Source organism: Neobacillus jeddahensis (assembly GCF_000612625.1).
GTDB lineage: Bacteria > Bacillota > Bacilli > Bacillales > Cytobacillaceae > Neobacillus > Neobacillus jeddahensis.
Genome location: NZ_CCAS010000081.1, coordinates 1 through 16,407, shown reverse-complemented (window position 1 = coordinate 16,407; position 16,407 = coordinate 1). Strand labels below are relative to the sequence as shown.

At 36.6% G+C, this 16,407-nt stretch carries 17 protein-coding genes, 1 tRNA gene and 1 pseudogene; 9 read left to right on the top strand and 10 right to left on the bottom strand.

Annotated features, from left to right (window positions below; all coding sequences use genetic code 11):
* A partial coding sequence (locus tag TY15_RS21200) for a MutS N-terminal domain-containing protein (protein WP_042375486.1) occupies positions 1-617 on the bottom strand: 617 nt, incomplete at its 3' end.
* A gap of 290 nt (positions 618-907) precedes the next feature.
* Here TY15_RS21200 and TY15_RS21195 point away from each other — a divergent pair.
* Both TY15_RS21195 and TY15_RS21190 read left to right on the top strand, forming a co-directional pair.
* The gene (locus TY15_RS21195; RefSeq protein WP_040205090.1) at positions 908-1,648 is read left to right on the top strand and encodes a YwaF family protein; all 741 of its coding nucleotides are present in this window, start codon (positions 908-910) and stop codon (positions 1,646-1,648) included.
* A gap of 208 nt (positions 1,649-1,856) precedes the next feature.
* A tRNA-Arg gene (locus tag TY15_RS21190) sits at positions 1,857-1,930 on the top strand.
* A gap of 536 nt (positions 1,931-2,466) precedes the next feature.
* On the opposite strand, the gene TY15_RS21185 is transcribed toward TY15_RS21190, so the two are convergent.
* Both TY15_RS21185 and TY15_RS25040 read right to left on the bottom strand, forming a co-directional pair.
* The gene (locus TY15_RS21185) at positions 2,467-3,423 is read right to left on the bottom strand and encodes an ATP-grasp domain-containing protein (protein ID WP_040205088.1); all 957 of its coding nucleotides are present in this window, start codon (positions 3,421-3,423) and stop codon (positions 2,467-2,469) included.
* Positions 3,424-3,438: 15 nt separating this feature from the next.
* Positions 3,439-3,594: pseudogene (locus TY15_RS25040) on the bottom strand (LLM class flavin-dependent oxidoreductase); the annotation flags it as partial.
* Between the two features lie 189 nt (positions 3,595-3,783).
* On the opposite strand from TY15_RS25040, the gene TY15_RS23850 reads away from it, so the two are divergent.
* Together TY15_RS23850 and TY15_RS21175 are read left to right on the top strand one after the other, a co-directional pair.
* Positions 3,784-4,050, top strand: a complete 267-nt coding sequence (locus TY15_RS23850) for a YqhV family protein (RefSeq protein ID WP_392391453.1) — start codon at positions 3,784-3,786, stop codon at positions 4,048-4,050.
* Between the two features lie 452 nt (positions 4,051-4,502).
* Positions 4,503-5,141, top strand: a complete 639-nt coding sequence (locus tag TY15_RS21175) for a cupin domain-containing protein (RefSeq protein WP_040205086.1) — start codon at positions 4,503-4,505, stop codon at positions 5,139-5,141.
* A 103-nt stretch (positions 5,142-5,244) separates the two neighbouring features.
* Here TY15_RS21175 and TY15_RS21170 read toward each other — a convergent pair whose 3' ends face one another.
* On the bottom strand, positions 5,245-6,189 hold the full coding sequence (locus TY15_RS21170) for a metal ABC transporter substrate-binding protein (protein ID WP_040205083.1): 945 nt from the start codon (positions 6,187-6,189) through the stop codon (positions 5,245-5,247).
* Between the two features lie 247 nt (positions 6,190-6,436).
* Between TY15_RS21170 and TY15_RS21165 the strand changes: the two genes are divergently transcribed.
* Positions 6,437-7,414, top strand: a complete 978-nt coding sequence (locus TY15_RS21165) for a permease (RefSeq protein WP_392391452.1) — start codon at positions 6,437-6,439, stop codon at positions 7,412-7,414.
* 15 nt (positions 7,415-7,429) lie between these two features.
* Positions 7,430-8,356: a TIGR03943 family putative permease subunit gene (locus TY15_RS21160; RefSeq protein WP_040205080.1), complete on the top strand. Its 927-nt coding sequence runs from the start codon at positions 7,430-7,432 to the stop codon at positions 8,354-8,356.
* A 121-nt stretch (positions 8,357-8,477) separates the two neighbouring features.
* Here TY15_RS21160 and TY15_RS21155 read toward each other — a convergent pair whose 3' ends face one another.
* Positions 8,478-8,792: a hypothetical protein gene (locus TY15_RS21155; RefSeq protein ID WP_244440977.1), complete on the bottom strand. Its 315-nt coding sequence runs from the start codon at positions 8,790-8,792 to the stop codon at positions 8,478-8,480.
* Positions 8,793-9,164: 372 nt separating this feature from the next.
* On the opposite strand from TY15_RS21155, the gene TY15_RS23845 reads away from it, so the two are divergent.
* Together TY15_RS23845 and adhE are read left to right on the top strand one after the other, a co-directional pair.
* Positions 9,165-9,347 (top strand): aspartyl-phosphate phosphatase Spo0E family protein, encoded by a 183-nt coding sequence (locus tag TY15_RS23845; RefSeq protein WP_074432854.1) that lies wholly within the window; start codon positions 9,165-9,167, stop codon positions 9,345-9,347.
* 316 nt (positions 9,348-9,663) lie between these two features.
* Positions 9,664-12,264 carry a bifunctional acetaldehyde-CoA/alcohol dehydrogenase gene (gene adhE / locus TY15_RS21150; RefSeq protein WP_040205077.1) on the top strand — a complete coding sequence of 867 codons (2,601 nt, stop codon included), beginning with the start codon at positions 9,664-9,666 and terminating at the stop codon, positions 12,262-12,264.
* Positions 12,265-12,297: 33 nt separating this feature from the next.
* Here adhE and TY15_RS21145 read toward each other — a convergent pair whose 3' ends face one another.
* The 3 genes from TY15_RS21145 to TY15_RS21135 form a co-directional block, all read right to left on the bottom strand.
* Entirely contained in the window at positions 12,298-13,107 is an 810-nt protein-coding gene (locus TY15_RS21145; protein ID WP_040205076.1) for an ABC transporter ATP-binding protein, read from the bottom strand.
* A gap of 107 nt (positions 13,108-13,214) precedes the next feature.
* Positions 13,215-13,697, bottom strand: coding sequence for a flavin reductase family protein (locus TY15_RS21140; RefSeq protein ID WP_040205075.1), 483 nt, complete (start codon positions 13,695-13,697; stop codon positions 13,215-13,217).
* Positions 13,698-13,764: 67 nt separating this feature from the next.
* Positions 13,765-14,409 carry a protein kinase family protein gene (locus TY15_RS21135; protein WP_040205073.1) on the bottom strand — a complete coding sequence of 215 codons (645 nt, stop codon included), beginning with the start codon at positions 14,407-14,409 and terminating at the stop codon, positions 13,765-13,767.
* Between the two features lie 211 nt (positions 14,410-14,620).
* Between TY15_RS21135 and TY15_RS21130 the strand changes: the two genes are divergently transcribed.
* The gene (locus TY15_RS21130) at positions 14,621-15,175 is read left to right on the top strand and encodes a GNAT family N-acetyltransferase (RefSeq protein WP_040205072.1); all 555 of its coding nucleotides are present in this window, start codon (positions 14,621-14,623) and stop codon (positions 15,173-15,175) included.
* A gap of 10 nt (positions 15,176-15,185) precedes the next feature.
* Here the strand turns inward: TY15_RS21130 and TY15_RS21125 are convergent, their stop codons facing one another.
* Together TY15_RS21125 and TY15_RS21120 are read right to left on the bottom strand one after the other, a co-directional pair.
* Positions 15,186-15,386, bottom strand: a complete 201-nt coding sequence (locus tag TY15_RS21125; protein WP_040205071.1) for a hypothetical protein — start codon at positions 15,384-15,386, stop codon at positions 15,186-15,188.
* Between the two features lie 156 nt (positions 15,387-15,542).
* Positions 15,543-16,088, bottom strand: coding sequence for an outer spore coat protein CotE (locus TY15_RS21120; protein ID WP_040205068.1), 546 nt, complete (start codon positions 16,086-16,088; stop codon positions 15,543-15,545).
* Positions 16,089-16,407: the final 319 nt, after the last annotated feature.

Here is a 16,407-nt window from a genome sequence, read left to right as displayed (position 1 = left end):
GTATCTATTGAACTGTTATCCTCATAGGAAATAGCAAGAACATCCCGTTCGCGCATCTTCTTTTGCAGTTCCGCATCAAAATCACTTGCCACAACCACTTCCTTTGCGCTAAGAACCGAAAGTTCATTTAAGACTTCATCAAAATTGCTCGAAAGCAGTGTCACCTTGCTTTCACCTGTTGAGATATCATTGTAGGCGAAGCCATAGGTATGATCATCGAATGAAGTAATGGACGCTAGGTAATTATTCTCTTTATCCGTTAAGCCTTTCCCATCCATGACGGTTCCTGGGGTAATGAGTTGGACCACTTCCCGTTTAACCATCCCTTTAGTAAGCTTGGCATCTTCCATTTGCTCACAAATAGCCACTTTATACCCTTTGGCTATCAGTTGCTCAATATAGTTCGGTGCTGCATGGTATGGTACGCCACACATTGGAATGCGATCCTCAGAGCCACCATCGCGGCTTGTTAAAGTAATTTCTAATTCTTGTGATGCCTTCATCGCATCATCAAAAAACATTTCATAAAAATCGCCTAAGCGAAAAAATAAAAAGGCATCTTGATAATCTGCCTTAACGGTTAAGTATTGCTGTATCATCGGCGTATAAGCAGCCATAATGACCTCCACGATATTCATATATTCTTAAACGATTAGCTCAATTTGTCTGTTACCAGCATATCAAAATGAGCCCATCCATTTTTCTTTTTTCGATTTCCTTCGACAAACTATTATATCATATTCAGATGGTGTCAGGCACCCAACGAATATTTGGCAATTTAAAGGGGTTTCTCAACTAGCATTGAAGAGCAGGCCATCCTATAATATTAAATTTCATTTCAATACGTTTTTTCGACGAATTCCTTATTCCGAGCATGCTAAGATTGGGCATACAGGATGGTGATGATATGAAGTGGTTTGGCCCGAGTTATAAAAATGTTGATTTTGAGATGTTTTCTATCAGCCATTTTATTGTTCTTTCTGTCTTTTTGTTGATCGCGATCACTATTTATATTTTTAGAGAACACTTAAAAGGAAAAAGATGGAGACATGTCGAAATCGGTGTTGCCCTTTCCCTCATTCTCACCGAGTCAACCTACCATTTTTGGATGATCAAAAATGGCAGTTGGCACGTCAGCCATGCTATCCCTTTAGAATTGTGTAGCATTAGCCTCCTCTTGACCGTGATTTTATTACTGACAAGGAAAAAGGTAATTTACGAGATTCTTTTATTTACTGCTTTATTAGGCGCATCACAGGCATTAATTACGCCCTCATTAAATTATGACTTTCCCCATTTTCGTTTCTTTCATTTTTTCTACACGCACTTGATGATCATATGGGTTCCGCTTTACTTCACTTGGATAGTTGGTTACCGCCCCACTATCTGGTCTGTGGTCAAGTTGTTTATTTTTTTGAATGTGCTCATGCCGATCATTATGTTGATCAATAAACTCGTTGGCGGGAACTACATGTATTTGCGTCATAAGCCGGATAGTGCTAGTCTATTGGATGTCCTCGGTCCTTATCCTTGGTATATTATGTCGCTGGAAGGGTTATTAATTTCGTTAAGTATACTGGTTTGGTTGATTTTTAGAAAAAGGACGGGAAAGCAAACCCAAGTGTCCATCAGCCAATCAATTCCATAATCTTCATCTTTTTATTGACCTTTTTCGTTTAACTCATTATAATAAATAACGTTCCTATAATAGTGTCCCAATAGCTCAGCACGTCCGAATATGCTTCATTGAATATTCCTCAGCGTACTGATCGAACTGCTTCTTGAATTATCTTTCTGAGATCAGGACGGGATATTCTTATTATGAATGGTATTCAAAAATAAAAAAGTTTTACCTTGTCCCAATAGCTCAGCAGGATAGAGCAACAGTTTCCTAAACTGTAGGTCGGAGGTTCGAATCCTCTTTGGGACGTCACTGAAACCTTGATATATCAAGGTTTCTTTTTTGTTTTTTAATTAATATCAGCAAGAATATTATTAAACTAGGGTCGAATTGGGGTCTACTTTTTATAGAAGTTAACACTGACACGACTCTTTACTTATATTTAATTGATCGGCATTTGTAACAAAATTTTCTTTTTTGCTTTTTCACCTTAAAGCTTTCCGGATTACGATGGACCTCGATTTCCCACACAATTAATACTCTATCTGTTCAATCATGATTTTACCATTTTGATTCCTCCTTATTATCGTAGATCATCATTGGTTGACTCCTTCCTCACCCTCGCAGCTTTTTCGAATTTTTCCATGTGAGAACTTAACAAAATACTCAGTCCTTAAAAGGTAGTTATTAGTATCGTTCCCAAATACAGGTCAAATATAATACTTAAACATCCATTGGCTTATCTCCCACCCCAATATAAAAAAGCCCCTAAGGACTCTAAATAAACAGTTTATATGTTCTTCTTATTGATTGTAATTCCAATGGAATTTTCGTTAATCACTAAATTAAGCCGTTGCTGTTGTAGCGTATTTTTCTTCTAATGTCTTCTTTAATAATGAAGCTAACTCGAGCATTCCGTATTTTCCAGCAATTGCTTCTGCATCAGAATTATAGTTCGTATTTGTATTGATATCGTAAGTATAAATCGCACCTTCAGCATTTCTGATAAATTCAATTCCAGCAACATGAATATTATTCCTAGCTAGAACCTCTTTATATTTATCTAAAATTTCGTCCTCAAAACCTTCTATAATTTGGAACTTAGGCTTTTCCTCTACTTCTTCTCCTACCGGGCAGAATAAATCACCAATTTGGCATGCGTCCGCTGGGCAAAGTTCAAATCCTTCCGACGTATCAACCTTCACGGCATAAACAAAGTTTCCTCCTACAAACTCACAACGAGTTATGTAGCTTTCAGGAGATTGAATGTATTCTTGAATAAGGGTAATGCCATCGACTGGTTCTTCGAAAGTAGGTCCTTCCACATAAGCTTTTAAAGCTTCTATACTATGGAATAATTGAACACCTAAGCCTTTACCGGCACGGTTATGCTTCGTAATAAACGACTGTCCTGCAAATGCCTCGGCTGCCTTAATAATGTTTTGCTTTCCAACCGCTGCAATCGTTTTTGGAGTCTTAACACCATACTTGTTTAACTCTAAGTATTGTAAAACCTTACTAACTTCTAGCTTTAGAGCGCTTGTTCCATTTAACACCGTACGGCCATGTGCTTCAAGCCAAGCTAATACTTGCCCAGTAAATTCAGCTGCAAAACGATGATCACGTGTATGAGAAGAAGCACTCATGCGGCTATAGAAAATTCCTTCTGGTGGTTCTGTCGATAAATCTAACGTTCCTTCGTCTAAATGCCATTCTTCATAAGGAACACCTAGTTCCTCTAACCTTTTTGTTAAATGGACTGTCCATTCACTATTTTCATGTATCACATATACCTTGCTCATTTTTACGACCCCTTTCTAGCTAAATATTAAACTACGTTTGTGTTCAGCTAATGGCATAACCCGCTTTGCGAAGCGTTCCATTTCCTCTAGTTGAGGTGAAAATTGTAATAACAATAAGTCTAAGTCAGTTTCTTCATATTGTAAAATTCGATCTGCAATTTGCTCTGGTGTTTGATTATTTAGTCAATAATCAATCTCGAAATCTAGTTAAAATTGAAGAAGCATTATAATCCTAAGAAATTAATGTCATGTATTTGCCGCTGAAGAGAACCCCTCAACTTTTAAAAACTTGTCCTTTTATTTACATATGGAACATATTTTATAAAGATATACAGTATTTACACTGGGGGATATTATGTTATTTTTATTGAAATAGCCGTTTTGGGAATGGCCCTTTTAAGAATTCTATCTGGCTGCATCGAAATAGCAGCTGCTATACTCATGATTAAATTTAATTCAGTAGAAAAAGCACTCGTCGTAAATAGCTCGCTTGCATTAGTAGGTCCCATTATTCTAATCTTGACGACAACAATTGGGGTCATAGGACTAATGGGGCAAATATCTCTTTCCAAAATACTATGGATTTTTATCGGAGTGGGCTGCATTCTAATGGGGGTTAAATCATAAATCCTGTCCCCCTTTAAATCGTGTACTTGATAAAAAGAAAAGCACCCTATTTTTTGGGTGCTTTTTAGCCCTCAGCCATTAAAAAACTTGATGTCTTATTCTAAAGGTGTAAGTTCTGATTGCTTAACTAATAACATTGTTCGATCTTTTTGTATTTCACAAAATCCACTTTCATAAATCCAGACGATTGTGTAAATCTCAGAATCAAATAGTACTTTACATCCCAATTCCATTAAATAAGTACTCCCCCAAATCTGGCTGAGAGCCTCACTAAATTTATCAAACTATTTTCCTAAAAATCAAATGTAATTTATGGAAATTAATAGAGCTAAAGTTGTTTTGATGAAAATAAGTATTCATAACGTTTATGTGTCACACTAAATTATTCGTAAGCATAACATATGCCTATACTGTTTGTATTCTAGCTAGCTAAACTAAGAGGTGAAAGAGCTTTGGTTTCTTATATGGATTACACATCCCCTTCAACTCAATATGCTTTTGATGTCAATACAAGTCCCTTGTTTAGAAAAGATACAAAAAACTATATTAACGTACTTGGAATTAAACAATTAAATACATTAGAGAATGTGTCTCTTCTAGATATTTTCCTTAGTACTAATAACGTTATAGAACCCCACTATCACCAAAATGCAGCCGAACTTGTCTATTGTATTTCTGGGACAGCTACTGTATCAATGCTGAACCCCTTCACTAAAGAAATTCTCAATTTTACTATTTTACCTGGGCAAGTAGCGAATATTCCCCAAGGTTGGTGGCATTATGAAATTGCTTTAGTAGATAGCACTCACCTCTTGGCAATTTTTGATGCACCGACTCCAGAGGTAATTTTAGGTTCTGACATATTAAAATTTACCCCTTCAAATATAATGGCGCATACCTATTGTTTAAATGAGGAAAAATGGAAAGAAGCTATCTCACCCGTAAAACCGACAGCCTATATAGGTCCATACAAAAACTGTAATAAAAGTAATGAAAACAACTATCAACATTTAAATCCACAATACCCTCAACACCCATATTCTCAGCAATACCCTCAAGCTTCTAACGTTCCCTTGTATCGCCACTATTAAGATCAAATAGATTAACAGTTAGCATCAGGACATGGGAATCCCATGTCTTTTTACTTTGTCAAATCTGCTATGGCATCAATCCACACAAAGAATCGAAAAGTTACTACTCCATAATAGATAGTTTTAATGATTCTAGATTTTTTTTCATCACACCTATATAATCTAAACCTTGTTCTTTCTCATCTTTCGTTAATCCTTCTAATGGATTTAAAACCACAGTTTTAGCACCTATTTCTTTTGCTAAAGTCTCCGCTACTTTTGCAGAGGTCAGCTCCTCAAAATAAATAATCTTCACATTTTTCTTTTTTGTTAAATCTGTTAGTTCAGTCAACTTCCCTAAAGTTGGCTCAACATCAGGTGATAAACCTGCAATAGGAATTTGAGTTAAGCCATATTGTTTTGCCAAATATCCAAATGCAGCGTGTTGTGTAACAAATTCTTTATTCTGTGCTTTATCAGTGGTTTCTTTATATAAGCTATCTAAATCGTCGAGCTCCGCATTTAAAGCCGCGGCATTGATTTCGAATTGGTCTTTATTATTTGGGTCTGCTTTTTCTAAAGCTTCAGCTATTGTGTTAACCTCCTGCTTTGCTAAGACAGGCGAAAGCCAGACATGTGGATCTTTTGAGGAGGCATTTTCAGAATGATGTTCATCCTCGTCCTCTGAATCTAGTGCATCCATCAATTCAATTCCTTTTGAAGCCTCAATAACATTTAAATTTGGATCATTAATACTTTTTAATACTTTCTCAGTCCAGGTTTCAAAGTAACGACTATTATAGATAAATAAATCTGCATCTTGAATTTTAGCCATATCCTTTGCTGTAGGCTCCCAATCATGTGGTTCGACACCATTTGGTATTAATAGTTCAACATTTGCTGAGTTGCCAGCCACCTTTTGGGCAAAATAATACATAGGATAAAAAGTAGTAACAATCTGCAGTTTTTTCGATCCTTCACTTGTTTTTTCACTTTTGGTAGATGCTACATTGGAACAACCACTTACTATGAAAAGTAAAATAATAACTGGGATGAAAAGTCTTTTCAATGTTTATTTACCTCCATTGTTATCTTTATTTAAGAATTATTACGATTTAAAACGAAGAATTATTTTATATTATTGAAGATTATTAGTTACTTAATAAATCGTAATTATTACGAATTAAATCATATAACGATTATTACTATCTGTCAATCATCAAATTTAAATGAAATGAATTACCCATAAGTGCATATCATTATGATAGGTATAATAGATTGAAGGAGGGAGATAGGTTGTGACCTTTATCAATAAGATGGTAAAAGATAGTTTCGTATTACTATTATTTTGTTTATTCCTGTTTCTATTTCTTTTTGCAGAGGAAATAAATAATATCTCCTTTTTTAGTAGAATTCCAAGTAAGTTTTTTAATGTAAATACAATATTTCTTAGTATTATTTTAGAAGCTATCCCTTTTATTTTACTGGGCGTATTTGTATCAGCCATTATCCAAACATTTGTATCTGAAAATGTAATCCGAAGGGTTTTACCCCGTAATGCCTATTTTGCACTTATACCTGCTGCTTTACTTGGTATAATCTTTCCAATATGTGAGTGTGCCATCATTCCTGTGGTTCGCAGGTTAATAAAAAAAGGCATGCCTTCGCATGTAGGTGTTGTGTTTATGCTTAGTGCTCCTATTCTAAACCCTGTCGTCTATGCTTCTACCTATTTTGCTTTTAAGAGTACACCCTATATTGCCAATGCCAGGATGTTTGTTGGATTCATTAGTTCCATCATCATTGGATTAATCATTTACCGACAATTTAAGGGAGAAACTATTCTTAAAACAGTGAGGGATAGTCATCATGACCACCATACAAAAGGAAATAGGATTTTAGAAACGTTATATCATGCAGGTGATGAATTATTTGATACAGGAAAATATTTATTCATAGGTGCGTTTCTTGCAAGTCTTTTTCAGACTTTCATAGACCGAAATGTTCTCTTATCCATAGGGACAAGCACCGCCCTTGCACCAGGGGTTATGATGGGGTTAGGTTACGTTCTCTCGATATGTTCTTCAGCCGATGCTTTTGTAGCATCATCCTTCGGTTCTACCTTTACTGAAGGTTCCATCCTTGCATTTTTAGTCTTCGGACCAATGCTTGATATAAAAAACACTTTGATGTTATTCGGATATTTCAAGAAAAAGTTTGTTCTGTTTTTGATGATGATCACTCCGATCGTCGTCTATTTCACTGTCTATCTCTTCCAACTATTTTTTTTATAAGAGAGGTGTCCAATAATGAAGTCACATCAATCTCATGACTTCTCGTTTCATCATCTACTGAGGGGGATCATTTTAATTGGATTTATGCTGCTGTTATTTAAATTACTACTTACTGGTAACATTACACTCCTGATTGCACCAAAAATGATCCGATTTATTTACTTTACCCTCTTTGTATGTCTAATTCTAGGTATTCTATTGATCTTAAGAGGAACTTCAGGACAGAATCATTCCAATCATTGTGATTGTGAAGGAGATCATGCCTACCCCTCTTCATTTGGGAAAAGTCTAATTCTTTATTTAGTGTTTATCATTCCGATCAGCACGGGTTTTCTCTTCTCAAACAATGTACTCGGAAGCTCTGTAGCTACGAACAGAACTATTAAACTAGGAGCCAGTTCCCAAGTCCCTACTAAAGTAAGTAGTGTGACAAACAGTACAAAGTCAGACTCAGCAACAGATGCAAGTAATGCTAACCTATCGTCAGACACACAAAATATATCAAATAATCAACCTGAACCATTATCTCAAATGGATTATAATGCTTTAAAGGAGAAATTATTAAAGGACCAAGTGATAAATATAACCGATGACCAATACGTCAACATGATGACCATCATCCAAGATAACTTAAAGTCTATGATTGGAAAAACTGTTACCACAAAAGGATTTGTGTATCGGGAAAAGCAATTTATGCAAGACCAAATGATTGTAGCCCGATTTGGAATCACATGTTGTATTGCAGATGCCTCCGTATACGGGATGATGGCAAAAGGAGACGTAGCTGCCCTGCAGAAAGATAGATGGGTACAAGTTACTGGAAAAATTGAAGAGACTCAATTTAATGGTGAGGATATTCCCGTTATTAAAATTGAGAATCTGTCAAAAATTACTCCTCCTAAGCAGCCATATGTGTTTGATGTGGGTGTAAAAATTGAGTAGACCTGTTAATTAGCTCCATCCCTTGAGATGAAAAAGAGCCCTTTAAGGATCCTGGAATTCGCATTAAACAAATTTCTACCTGCATGTGCAATAGGCCCATAAAAATTTAAATGAGTACTCCTCACGACACCTCTATTTTCACTTTATTTTCCAACTTAGAAACAAACTTATAAAACCCAATTAAAATTAGCAAAAGGATTGGATTAATTAATGCTGAAATCCATAATTTCCACCAGCCATAATGGAGAAATCCCCATGGACCAGGTAACAAAGTAATCAGTTCATAACTTAGTAATGAGATCTCCCATACCACAATATAAATAATTCGTTTTGTAAGTGACCTATTAAAAGGAAACCAATTTAAGAACAGAAGGTTTACTGGTGGTATTAAAAATGTATAACCCGCAAAAGCAGGCCAATCTATCCCTTGAGACATATACCAGTACCCATGATATTTAACATCAATAAAAATATCAAATGTTAATTGAAAAGTACATGTAAATAACCAGATCTGAAGAACCATATTTCCTGAAAATTTATTTACTTTTTTAAATGCTAAAAAATTGAATATTATTACCGACACATACATGATAATCATTTTAACCCCACTGGACATTGAATTAGATTATAAACATATTCTGTACAGTAAATAGAGTTATATCCATTTTATTTCCAATTATAAAGTGTCTACTAACAAAATATGTCTAATTTTGAAATCATTTGTCGAATCTGTTTCAAAATTTTAAAAATATTTTATAATAATTGATATAAAATTTTAAACATGAATTTACTAGGGGCTTAAGCTGACATGAACAATTGTTTTTTAGAAATATTCCTTTTAAACTGTATCAATGAGAAAAAAAAGAATCTTATAAAATTAGCTGAGAATAATGGAATTACCAGCTATTCAACCGTGACATGTAGCCAAGAGTTGGACAGATTACTAAACGAATATAGTAAATTGCAAAATTATAATAAAATCAATCGATAAGAAGTGGTTAAATTTTTTTAGTCAATTCAAATACAATAATATATGTATGTCTCCTCAATTGACCTCGGCCACTGTGAACCGAGGTCTTATTTTCAATTTCTTTTATGTATTTTCCGCTAACTACCTACAGCAATTCAACCATATCTAAAAAAATCCAATTTTTGAACATTTTTTGAATCTTATCAAAACAAGGAAAGATCTGTCCATCATTCTACAAAATTCTATTTTATTCATTGCTATATTGGTAGACAGAACAGGATCAATCTATTTTTTAAAGGCGTTACATTCAAAAAATATTTATGAGGAGGAAACGTTGATGGTATTAGAGGAAAAGGTACTGAAACAAAAACAAATGATGACAGAGGTGGATCAATTAGCGTCTAAAGGTGAACAAGCCTTAGCCGCGTTCCGCAGCTTCAATCAAGAAATGGTCGATGAAATTGTCAAACAGATGGCTCTCATTGCATTAGACAATCATGAGCAATTAGCCCAAATAGCAGTAGAAGAAACAAATAGGGGACTGTTCGAAGACAAAATCACCAAAAATATGTTTGCCACTGAGATGATTTATAACAGCATTCGCCATCTTAAAACGGTTGGGATTATAAGTGAAAATGAGCATGAAGGTACCTTTGAGATCGCTGAACCGGTTGGTGTCATCGCTGCCCTTGTGCCGATTACCAATCCAACCTCGACAGTAATCTATAAATCACTTATTTCGTTAAAAACGAGAAATCCGATTATCTTTTCCTTTCATCCTGTCTCACAAAATTCTGGAAAGGTAACAGCTAGACTGCTTCGTGATGCCGCCATTAAAGCTGGTGCACCAGAAAATTGCATTCAATGGCTTGAGACCACAAGTCTTGATAGCATTCACACTCTAATGAGACATCCAAAGGTTTCGCTTATACTCGCAACTGGTGGATCAAGTATGGTAAAAGCAGCCTATAGTTCAGGAAAACCAGCCATCGGGGTTGGTCCAGGCAATGTCCCCTGCTATTTCGAAAAAACAGCCAATATTAAACGTTCTGTTCAAGACCTGCTTCTCTCAAAAACTTATGATAATGGCATGATTTGTGCATCTGAGCAAGCTCTCATTATCGATAAAGAAATCTATACAGAGGTTATCACCGAAATGATTGCCAATAAGTGCTATTTTCTCAACGATGAAGAAAAGCAGCTATTAGAAAAAGTAGCCATTAAGGAAGAAACCGCCTCATTAAACCCGATGATTGTTGGGTTACCAGCTAATAAAATTGCAGAAATGGCCGGTTTTGAAGTTCCGCTTGATACAAAGATATTAGTCGTTGAGTTAGAAGGAGTTGGGGAAAAGTTCCCTCTTTCCTGTGAGAAATTAAGTCCAATTCTTGCCTGTTATAAAGCTGATAGTGTTGAGAAAGCATTTTGCCTTGCAGAAGAGACCTTAAATTTTGGTGGCCTTGGCCACACCGCTTCCATTCATACGGCAGATCAAGAAGTGATCGAAAGGTTTTCCATAAGGATGCGCGCTGGTCGAATTTTAGTCAACACCCCTGCCGCCCAAGGTGCGACAGGTAATGTGTACAATGATTTTCTGCCAACTTTAACGCTCGGCTGTGGCACTTACGGTGGAAACTCTGTCTCAACCAATGTGGGTGCCTTACATTTAATTAATATTAAGAAGGTAGCCAAAAGAAAGATGGGCGTCCAAATTTTACAAAATCCACCACAAATTTACTATAAAAGAAATGCAGTACAAGCTTTAGAAGTCATCCCTGGAATACAAAAAGTATTCATTGTCACAAGCCCTAGTTCCATGACGAATGGTTATGTCGATAAAGTGCTTCATTTTCTAAAAAAACGACCTGATTTTCTCCACTATGATATTTTTTCTGATGTAGAACCAGATCCTAGCATTGAAACCGTCCTTAAAGGGGCCGAACAGATGAAGCATACTCAGCCGAATGTGATTATTGCCCTTGGAGGTGGCTCTGTCCTTGATGCTGCCAAGGCAATGTGGCTTTATTACGAACATCCTGATACAGACTTTTTCGCACTTAAGCAAAAGTTCTTAAATCCAAGAAAAAGAGTTTTCACCTATCCTAAATTGAGAGAAAAAGCCAAACTTATCGCCATTCCAACAACATCCGGTACAGGCTCTGAGGTCACGTCCTTTGCTGTCATAACCGATAAAAAGGCGAATATCAAATATCCGCTTTCTGATCCTGAACTATTGCCAGATATTGCAATCGTGGATCCACAATTTACGATTTCCGTTCCAAAGCATATTACTGCCGATACAGGAATGGATGTATTAACCCACGCACTTGAAGCCTATGTTTCAGTGGTTGCTAACGATTTTACAGACGGTCAAATCATAAAAGCACTTCAACTTGTATTTGAATACTTACCAAGGGCTTACCATAATGGTCTTGATGATCTAGCACGTGAGAAAATGCATTATGCCTCAACGATAGCTGGAATGGCCTTTAACAATGCTTTTTTAGGGGTAAATCATAGTCTGGCCCATGCTCTCGGAGCTGAGTTCAACCTAGCTCACGGTCGTGCGAATGCCATCTTACTGCCACATGTCATTCGTTACAATGCGAAAAAACCAACAAAATTTACTCCATTTGCCAATTATGAACAATATATCGCTGATCAACGATATGCTGAGCTTGCAAAAATGCTGGGATTACCAGCAAGGACGACTGAGGAAGGCATTGAAAACCTCATTGATGTCATCATGAAATTGGCCATCGATATCGACATGCCACTTAGTATGGAGGAGTGTGGGATTGACCAAGCTGAATATGAAAGCAAAGTAGATACAATGGCCTTACATGCCTTCCATGATCCAGATACAAACGTCAACCCAAAGCGTCCACTAACCAGAGATCTTGCAGATATACTACGTCAAGCATATAAGAGAATGTAGTGGTTAAAAATAGGGCGCAAGACAATATGTGCCCTATTTTTGTCCAATCTTCACGGTATTTTTCGTTTGTATTTTAGAAAGTAACGGTCTCCCATTCTCCCAAATAACACGTACCGGAAGATTGAAATAGTCGCTGAGCTGGTCATTCGAAATCATTTCCTTCGTATTTCCTTCCGCGAAAACTTGTCCATTTTTCAGTAATAATGTCTTTGTAAACGAAGGAAGTATTTCCTCCACATGGTGTGTTACATAAATGATCGTGGGTGCCCCTTCTGTATTCGTAATGGTTTCAATTGAATCTAACATTTGTTCACGCGCAATAAAGTCCAATCCATTGGTGGGTTCATCGAGGATTAGCAAAGACGGATCCGCCATTAACGCCCTCGCAATGAGAACGCGTTGCTTTTCACCCTGTGATAAGGTGTGGTAATTTCGATTAGCATACGATACACAGCCAAGATCCTCGAGTAGATGAATAGCCTTCTGTCTCATCTCATCTGTTGGAGTATCGTAAAGACCAATGGACGCATATGCCCCGCTTAGGACAACCTCAAAGGAATTATCACTTGGATAAAATTTTTCTTGAAGGGAGGAGGAAACAAAGCCAATCTGTTTGCGAAGCTTCTCCCCTAAATACGTTCTACCAAACTCTAATCCCAAAACCGTTATTTTCCCCTTAGTTGGAAAATAGTAGGCATTTAATAAATTTAAAATGGCAGTTTTACCTGAACCATTTAAACCAAATAGTACCCAATTTTCGCCCTTATTTATTTGCCAATTGATATCCTGTAAGATCCACTTTCCTTCTCTTATTAAAGAAATGCCTTCTAATTGTACAACCATTCGATCACTCCTTTTTAAAAACCACATATTAATGATATCAAAAATTTCCGAATTTTAAATATATTAAACAAAAAGAAACCCACTATTTTGGGTTTCGCTATAGTTCCCTATTTACCATCTAATGCTCCTTCTTCAACCATTTCTCGATATTTTCCACTATAATATATAAGGGGCTCAGAATCTTCAAGGTGAACGTCCAAAACCTTACCAATAAACAATGTATGATCCCCTTCCACATGGGCTGACGAAACTTCACAAGCAATTTGGGCAATCGCACCATTTAAAACTGGTATCCTACCAATTCGATCGAATACCACTTCCTGCTGTTTTTTCACTTGCCCTGCAAACACCATCGACAGTTCCTGTTGATCTGCGCTCAAAATATTAACAGAGAATGTCCCGCTCTTTGTTACTTTCTCAAGCATTTGTGCCTTCTCAGCGATAGAGACTACTACCAATTTTGGATTCAGTGATACGGACATGAAGGCATTCGCAGTCATCCCATGTATATTGCCATCTACCTCTGTTGCAACGACAGTTACCCCAGTGGCAAACTTACCCATTGCATTTCTAAATTGACGATCATCCACGTAACCACCCCTTATCAAAATACTCTTCTCATTAATATTATCTATGTGAAAGTAGAAAAAAACTTTCTTATTTCTTTTTCATTTTTCGATATTGCCGATACCCTTTGCGGATCCATTCAACCATAAAAAAAGGAATGGGCGGATGATATTTATATAGAAACGGTCGATAGACTTTGTTATATGCCTTTTTGAGGTCAGTCCATTTCCGGCACCTTCCTTGTTTATAGAAGTCGGAAACATCGACGACGTATCCTCTCCCCTCATGCATCACAACATTTTTCCCATGTACATCATAAGGATTTAACCCAACCACCCTAGCATATTCTAATGCCTGGTCAATATCCTTTATGACCTGATCGGGGATTTGAATTCCCTTAATAAGCGCATCAAATAAAGTAATTCCATCAAGCTTCTTTAATACTAAGTACGTCTTTCCATAGCCTATTAGCTGGGAATACGACTCATGTTTGCCAAGTTTTTTATAAACTTCAATTTCCTTCTTTAGCTCCTCAGGGCTTCTCCCATACACCTTTACAACTGTCTCTGGAAAGGAGGAATGGGTAAAAACACCTGCATAATTGCCGCTTCCGATCGTTCTCCACGAATTTGATTGGTTTGTCACAATGATAGGGTCAAAAGGACTAGATATGGTTAAATGAATCTGTGGAAGTAACTCTTTTTCTATTAAATGAATATACCGATCAAATTTCATATACACACCTTCTACTCTATACTGGATAAATTTATTAGCATACGTCATTTTTTCGATTTTTTCATTAACATGAACCAACCTAATTCTAATAATATATTGGAAATTTCTTTTCTGCCACTATACACTAATGAGTAAGGAAATATTCTTTTACCTTTATGCTATTGTCAGATTGGACATCAGCCTATTTTAGGCCTTAATGAGAGGAGTAGCCATGACTTTTCCGATTTTAGAAACAAAACGATTAAAATTAATTGAACTAACCCATCAACACGTTGACACCCTATTCGAGATTTTATCATTGGAAGAAGTGACGAGGTTTTACGGCACACAACCATTTACTTTACAAGCGGAAGCATCACGATTAATTGATATGTTTCACAAGAACTATCTTGAAAAACGTGGGATTCGTTGGGGAATTAAGCTGAAGGAAAATCAAAGAATCATCGGTACGATTGGTCTGAATGCATTACACTTAAAAAACAAACGAGCTGAAATTGGTTATGAACTGCATCCCTCTTTTTGGAGGATGGGATATGTATCCGAGGCAATTAAAGAAGTTCTTCAGTTTAGTTTTAAGCAAGTAGACTTATTTCGAATAGGTGCCGTGGTCTACCCAGAAAATGATGCATCATTGAATCTCCTTATCAAGCTTGGATTTACTAAGGAAGGATTACTGCGCAGCTATATGTTCCAAAATGAGCAATTCCATGATACATGGATGTTATCTTTATTAAAATCCGAATGGGAAAAAAGCCAGGAAAAATAATTCTGGCTTTTTACTCTTCAAAATACTCCTTTAATGCTTTAGGGTCATGAACTTCTCCATTATGATAATAAGGATTATTCTCGGTAGCATCCTTTGGGTCGAGATTTGTTTTTATGACAATCATTGGCGTCGGAGTACTTTCTGCAATGACCCGGTCGTTTAATTGTTTAAAATCAGGTATTTCTTTATTTCCAGGTTGTTTTGGATCCATCCATACACCTCCTATATCTAGGTTGCTGATTTTTCCATGTATTCATTCAACAAATATTAAACTCTAAGCAAGTTTTTAATGTTCTAGTACTGGATCATTTTTCATATTATGATTTGAAAAAGAAAAAAACTAGGAAGGTTTACCTTCCTAGTGTCGTTATTCTTCTTCTGAGCCGACTAAGAAATCTGGATTTAATTCTTCGAATTCTTCGTCGTCCACATCTAATCCCCAATCATCATCGTTGTCTTTACAACCTTCGGAGCTGACACGAACACACACCTTTGTCTCGCCAATTACTTCAACAAGAAACTCCCTTTCGACATGGACGATGATTCGGTTACCATTAGGGGAAATAACCGCTTCACAGCAATTAGGCTGTTGCAGCACTCGAGCACAAATTTCATTGTCATCGAGGCAGTCATGGTCACGATACTTTAACTTGATGACATCTGTATATTGAACACGTTCAGTCACTACTTCCGTTTTGGTATTATCATTAAAAGAGTACCAAACGTTGATGTCATAAGAGCCATGTATCTCTACAGTCTTGCCGACTTTTTTCGCGTTGTATTTATGGTTGATGATCCAACAGCCAAGAATACTTGTTGGACTATGCGCCGGGCTAATCGTATGATTGGACTGGGTAAATTTCCGTCCTTTCGCAACTACGGCTTTGGTAATTATCTCTCTATATTCTCCCATTTTGCGCGAACCCTCCTCATTCATTTTCATTTCATCGTATGCTGGTTTTTAGACTAGTGTGATATATATTTTTGTGAATACTGGATAAAAGTTTAGTCATAGTTCATTTTATGCGGGATTTAAAGGTGTGTTCCATCTAGGCATGGATTTTAAAGCGAAGTATTAATGTAGGACTAATTGAAGGTATGGTACTTTGCAGGTTAGAAATAAGCGCTTAAGAAAAACCGGGCAAAAACCGCCCGGTCCTTTTTGGTTTGGCTCTGTCAACAAAGTCTGTTGATTTCCGCTCCAGGTGCTTGCTTTCCGGGGGGCGTTCGGC

Bases quoted from the DNA above. Each gene is read 5' to 3' on its own strand.
- TY15_RS21160 (WP_040205080.1), top strand. From the start codon at position 7,430: ATGAAGTCACATCAATCTCATGACTTCTCGTTTCATCATCTACTGAGG.
- TY15_RS21120 (WP_040205068.1), bottom strand. From the start codon at position 16,088: ATGGGAGAATATAGAGAGATAATTACCAAAGCCGTAGTTGCGAAAGGA.
- TY15_RS21165 (WP_392391452.1), top strand. From the start codon at position 6,437: ATGGTAAAAGATAGTTTCGTATTACTATTATTTTGTTTATTCCTGTTT.
- TY15_RS21185 (WP_040205088.1), bottom strand. From the start codon at position 3,423: ATGAGCAAGGTATATGTGATACATGAAAATAGTGAATGGACAGTCCAT.
- adhE (WP_040205077.1), top strand. From the start codon at position 9,664: ATGGTATTAGAGGAAAAGGTACTGAAACAAAAACAAATGATGACAGAG.
- TY15_RS21125 (WP_040205071.1), bottom strand. From the start codon at position 15,386: ATGGATCCAAAACAACCTGGAAATAAAGAAATACCTGATTTTAAACAA.
- TY15_RS23845 (WP_074432854.1), top strand. From the start codon at position 9,165: ATGAACAATTGTTTTTTAGAAATATTCCTTTTAAACTGTATCAATGAG.
- TY15_RS21145 (WP_040205076.1), bottom strand. From the start codon at position 13,107: ATGGTTGTACAATTAGAAGGCATTTCTTTAATAAGAGAAGGAAAGTGG.
- TY15_RS21135 (WP_040205073.1), bottom strand. From the start codon at position 14,409: ATGAAATTTGATCGGTATATTCATTTAATAGAAAAAGAGTTACTTCCA.
- TY15_RS21155 (WP_244440977.1), bottom strand. From the start codon at position 8,792: ATGTCTCAAGGGATAGATTGGCCTGCTTTTGCGGGTTATACATTTTTA.
- TY15_RS21195 (WP_040205090.1), top strand. From the start codon at position 908: ATGAAGTGGTTTGGCCCGAGTTATAAAAATGTTGATTTTGAGATGTTT.
- TY15_RS21130 (WP_040205072.1), top strand. From the start codon at position 14,621: ATGACTTTTCCGATTTTAGAAACAAAACGATTAAAATTAATTGAACTA.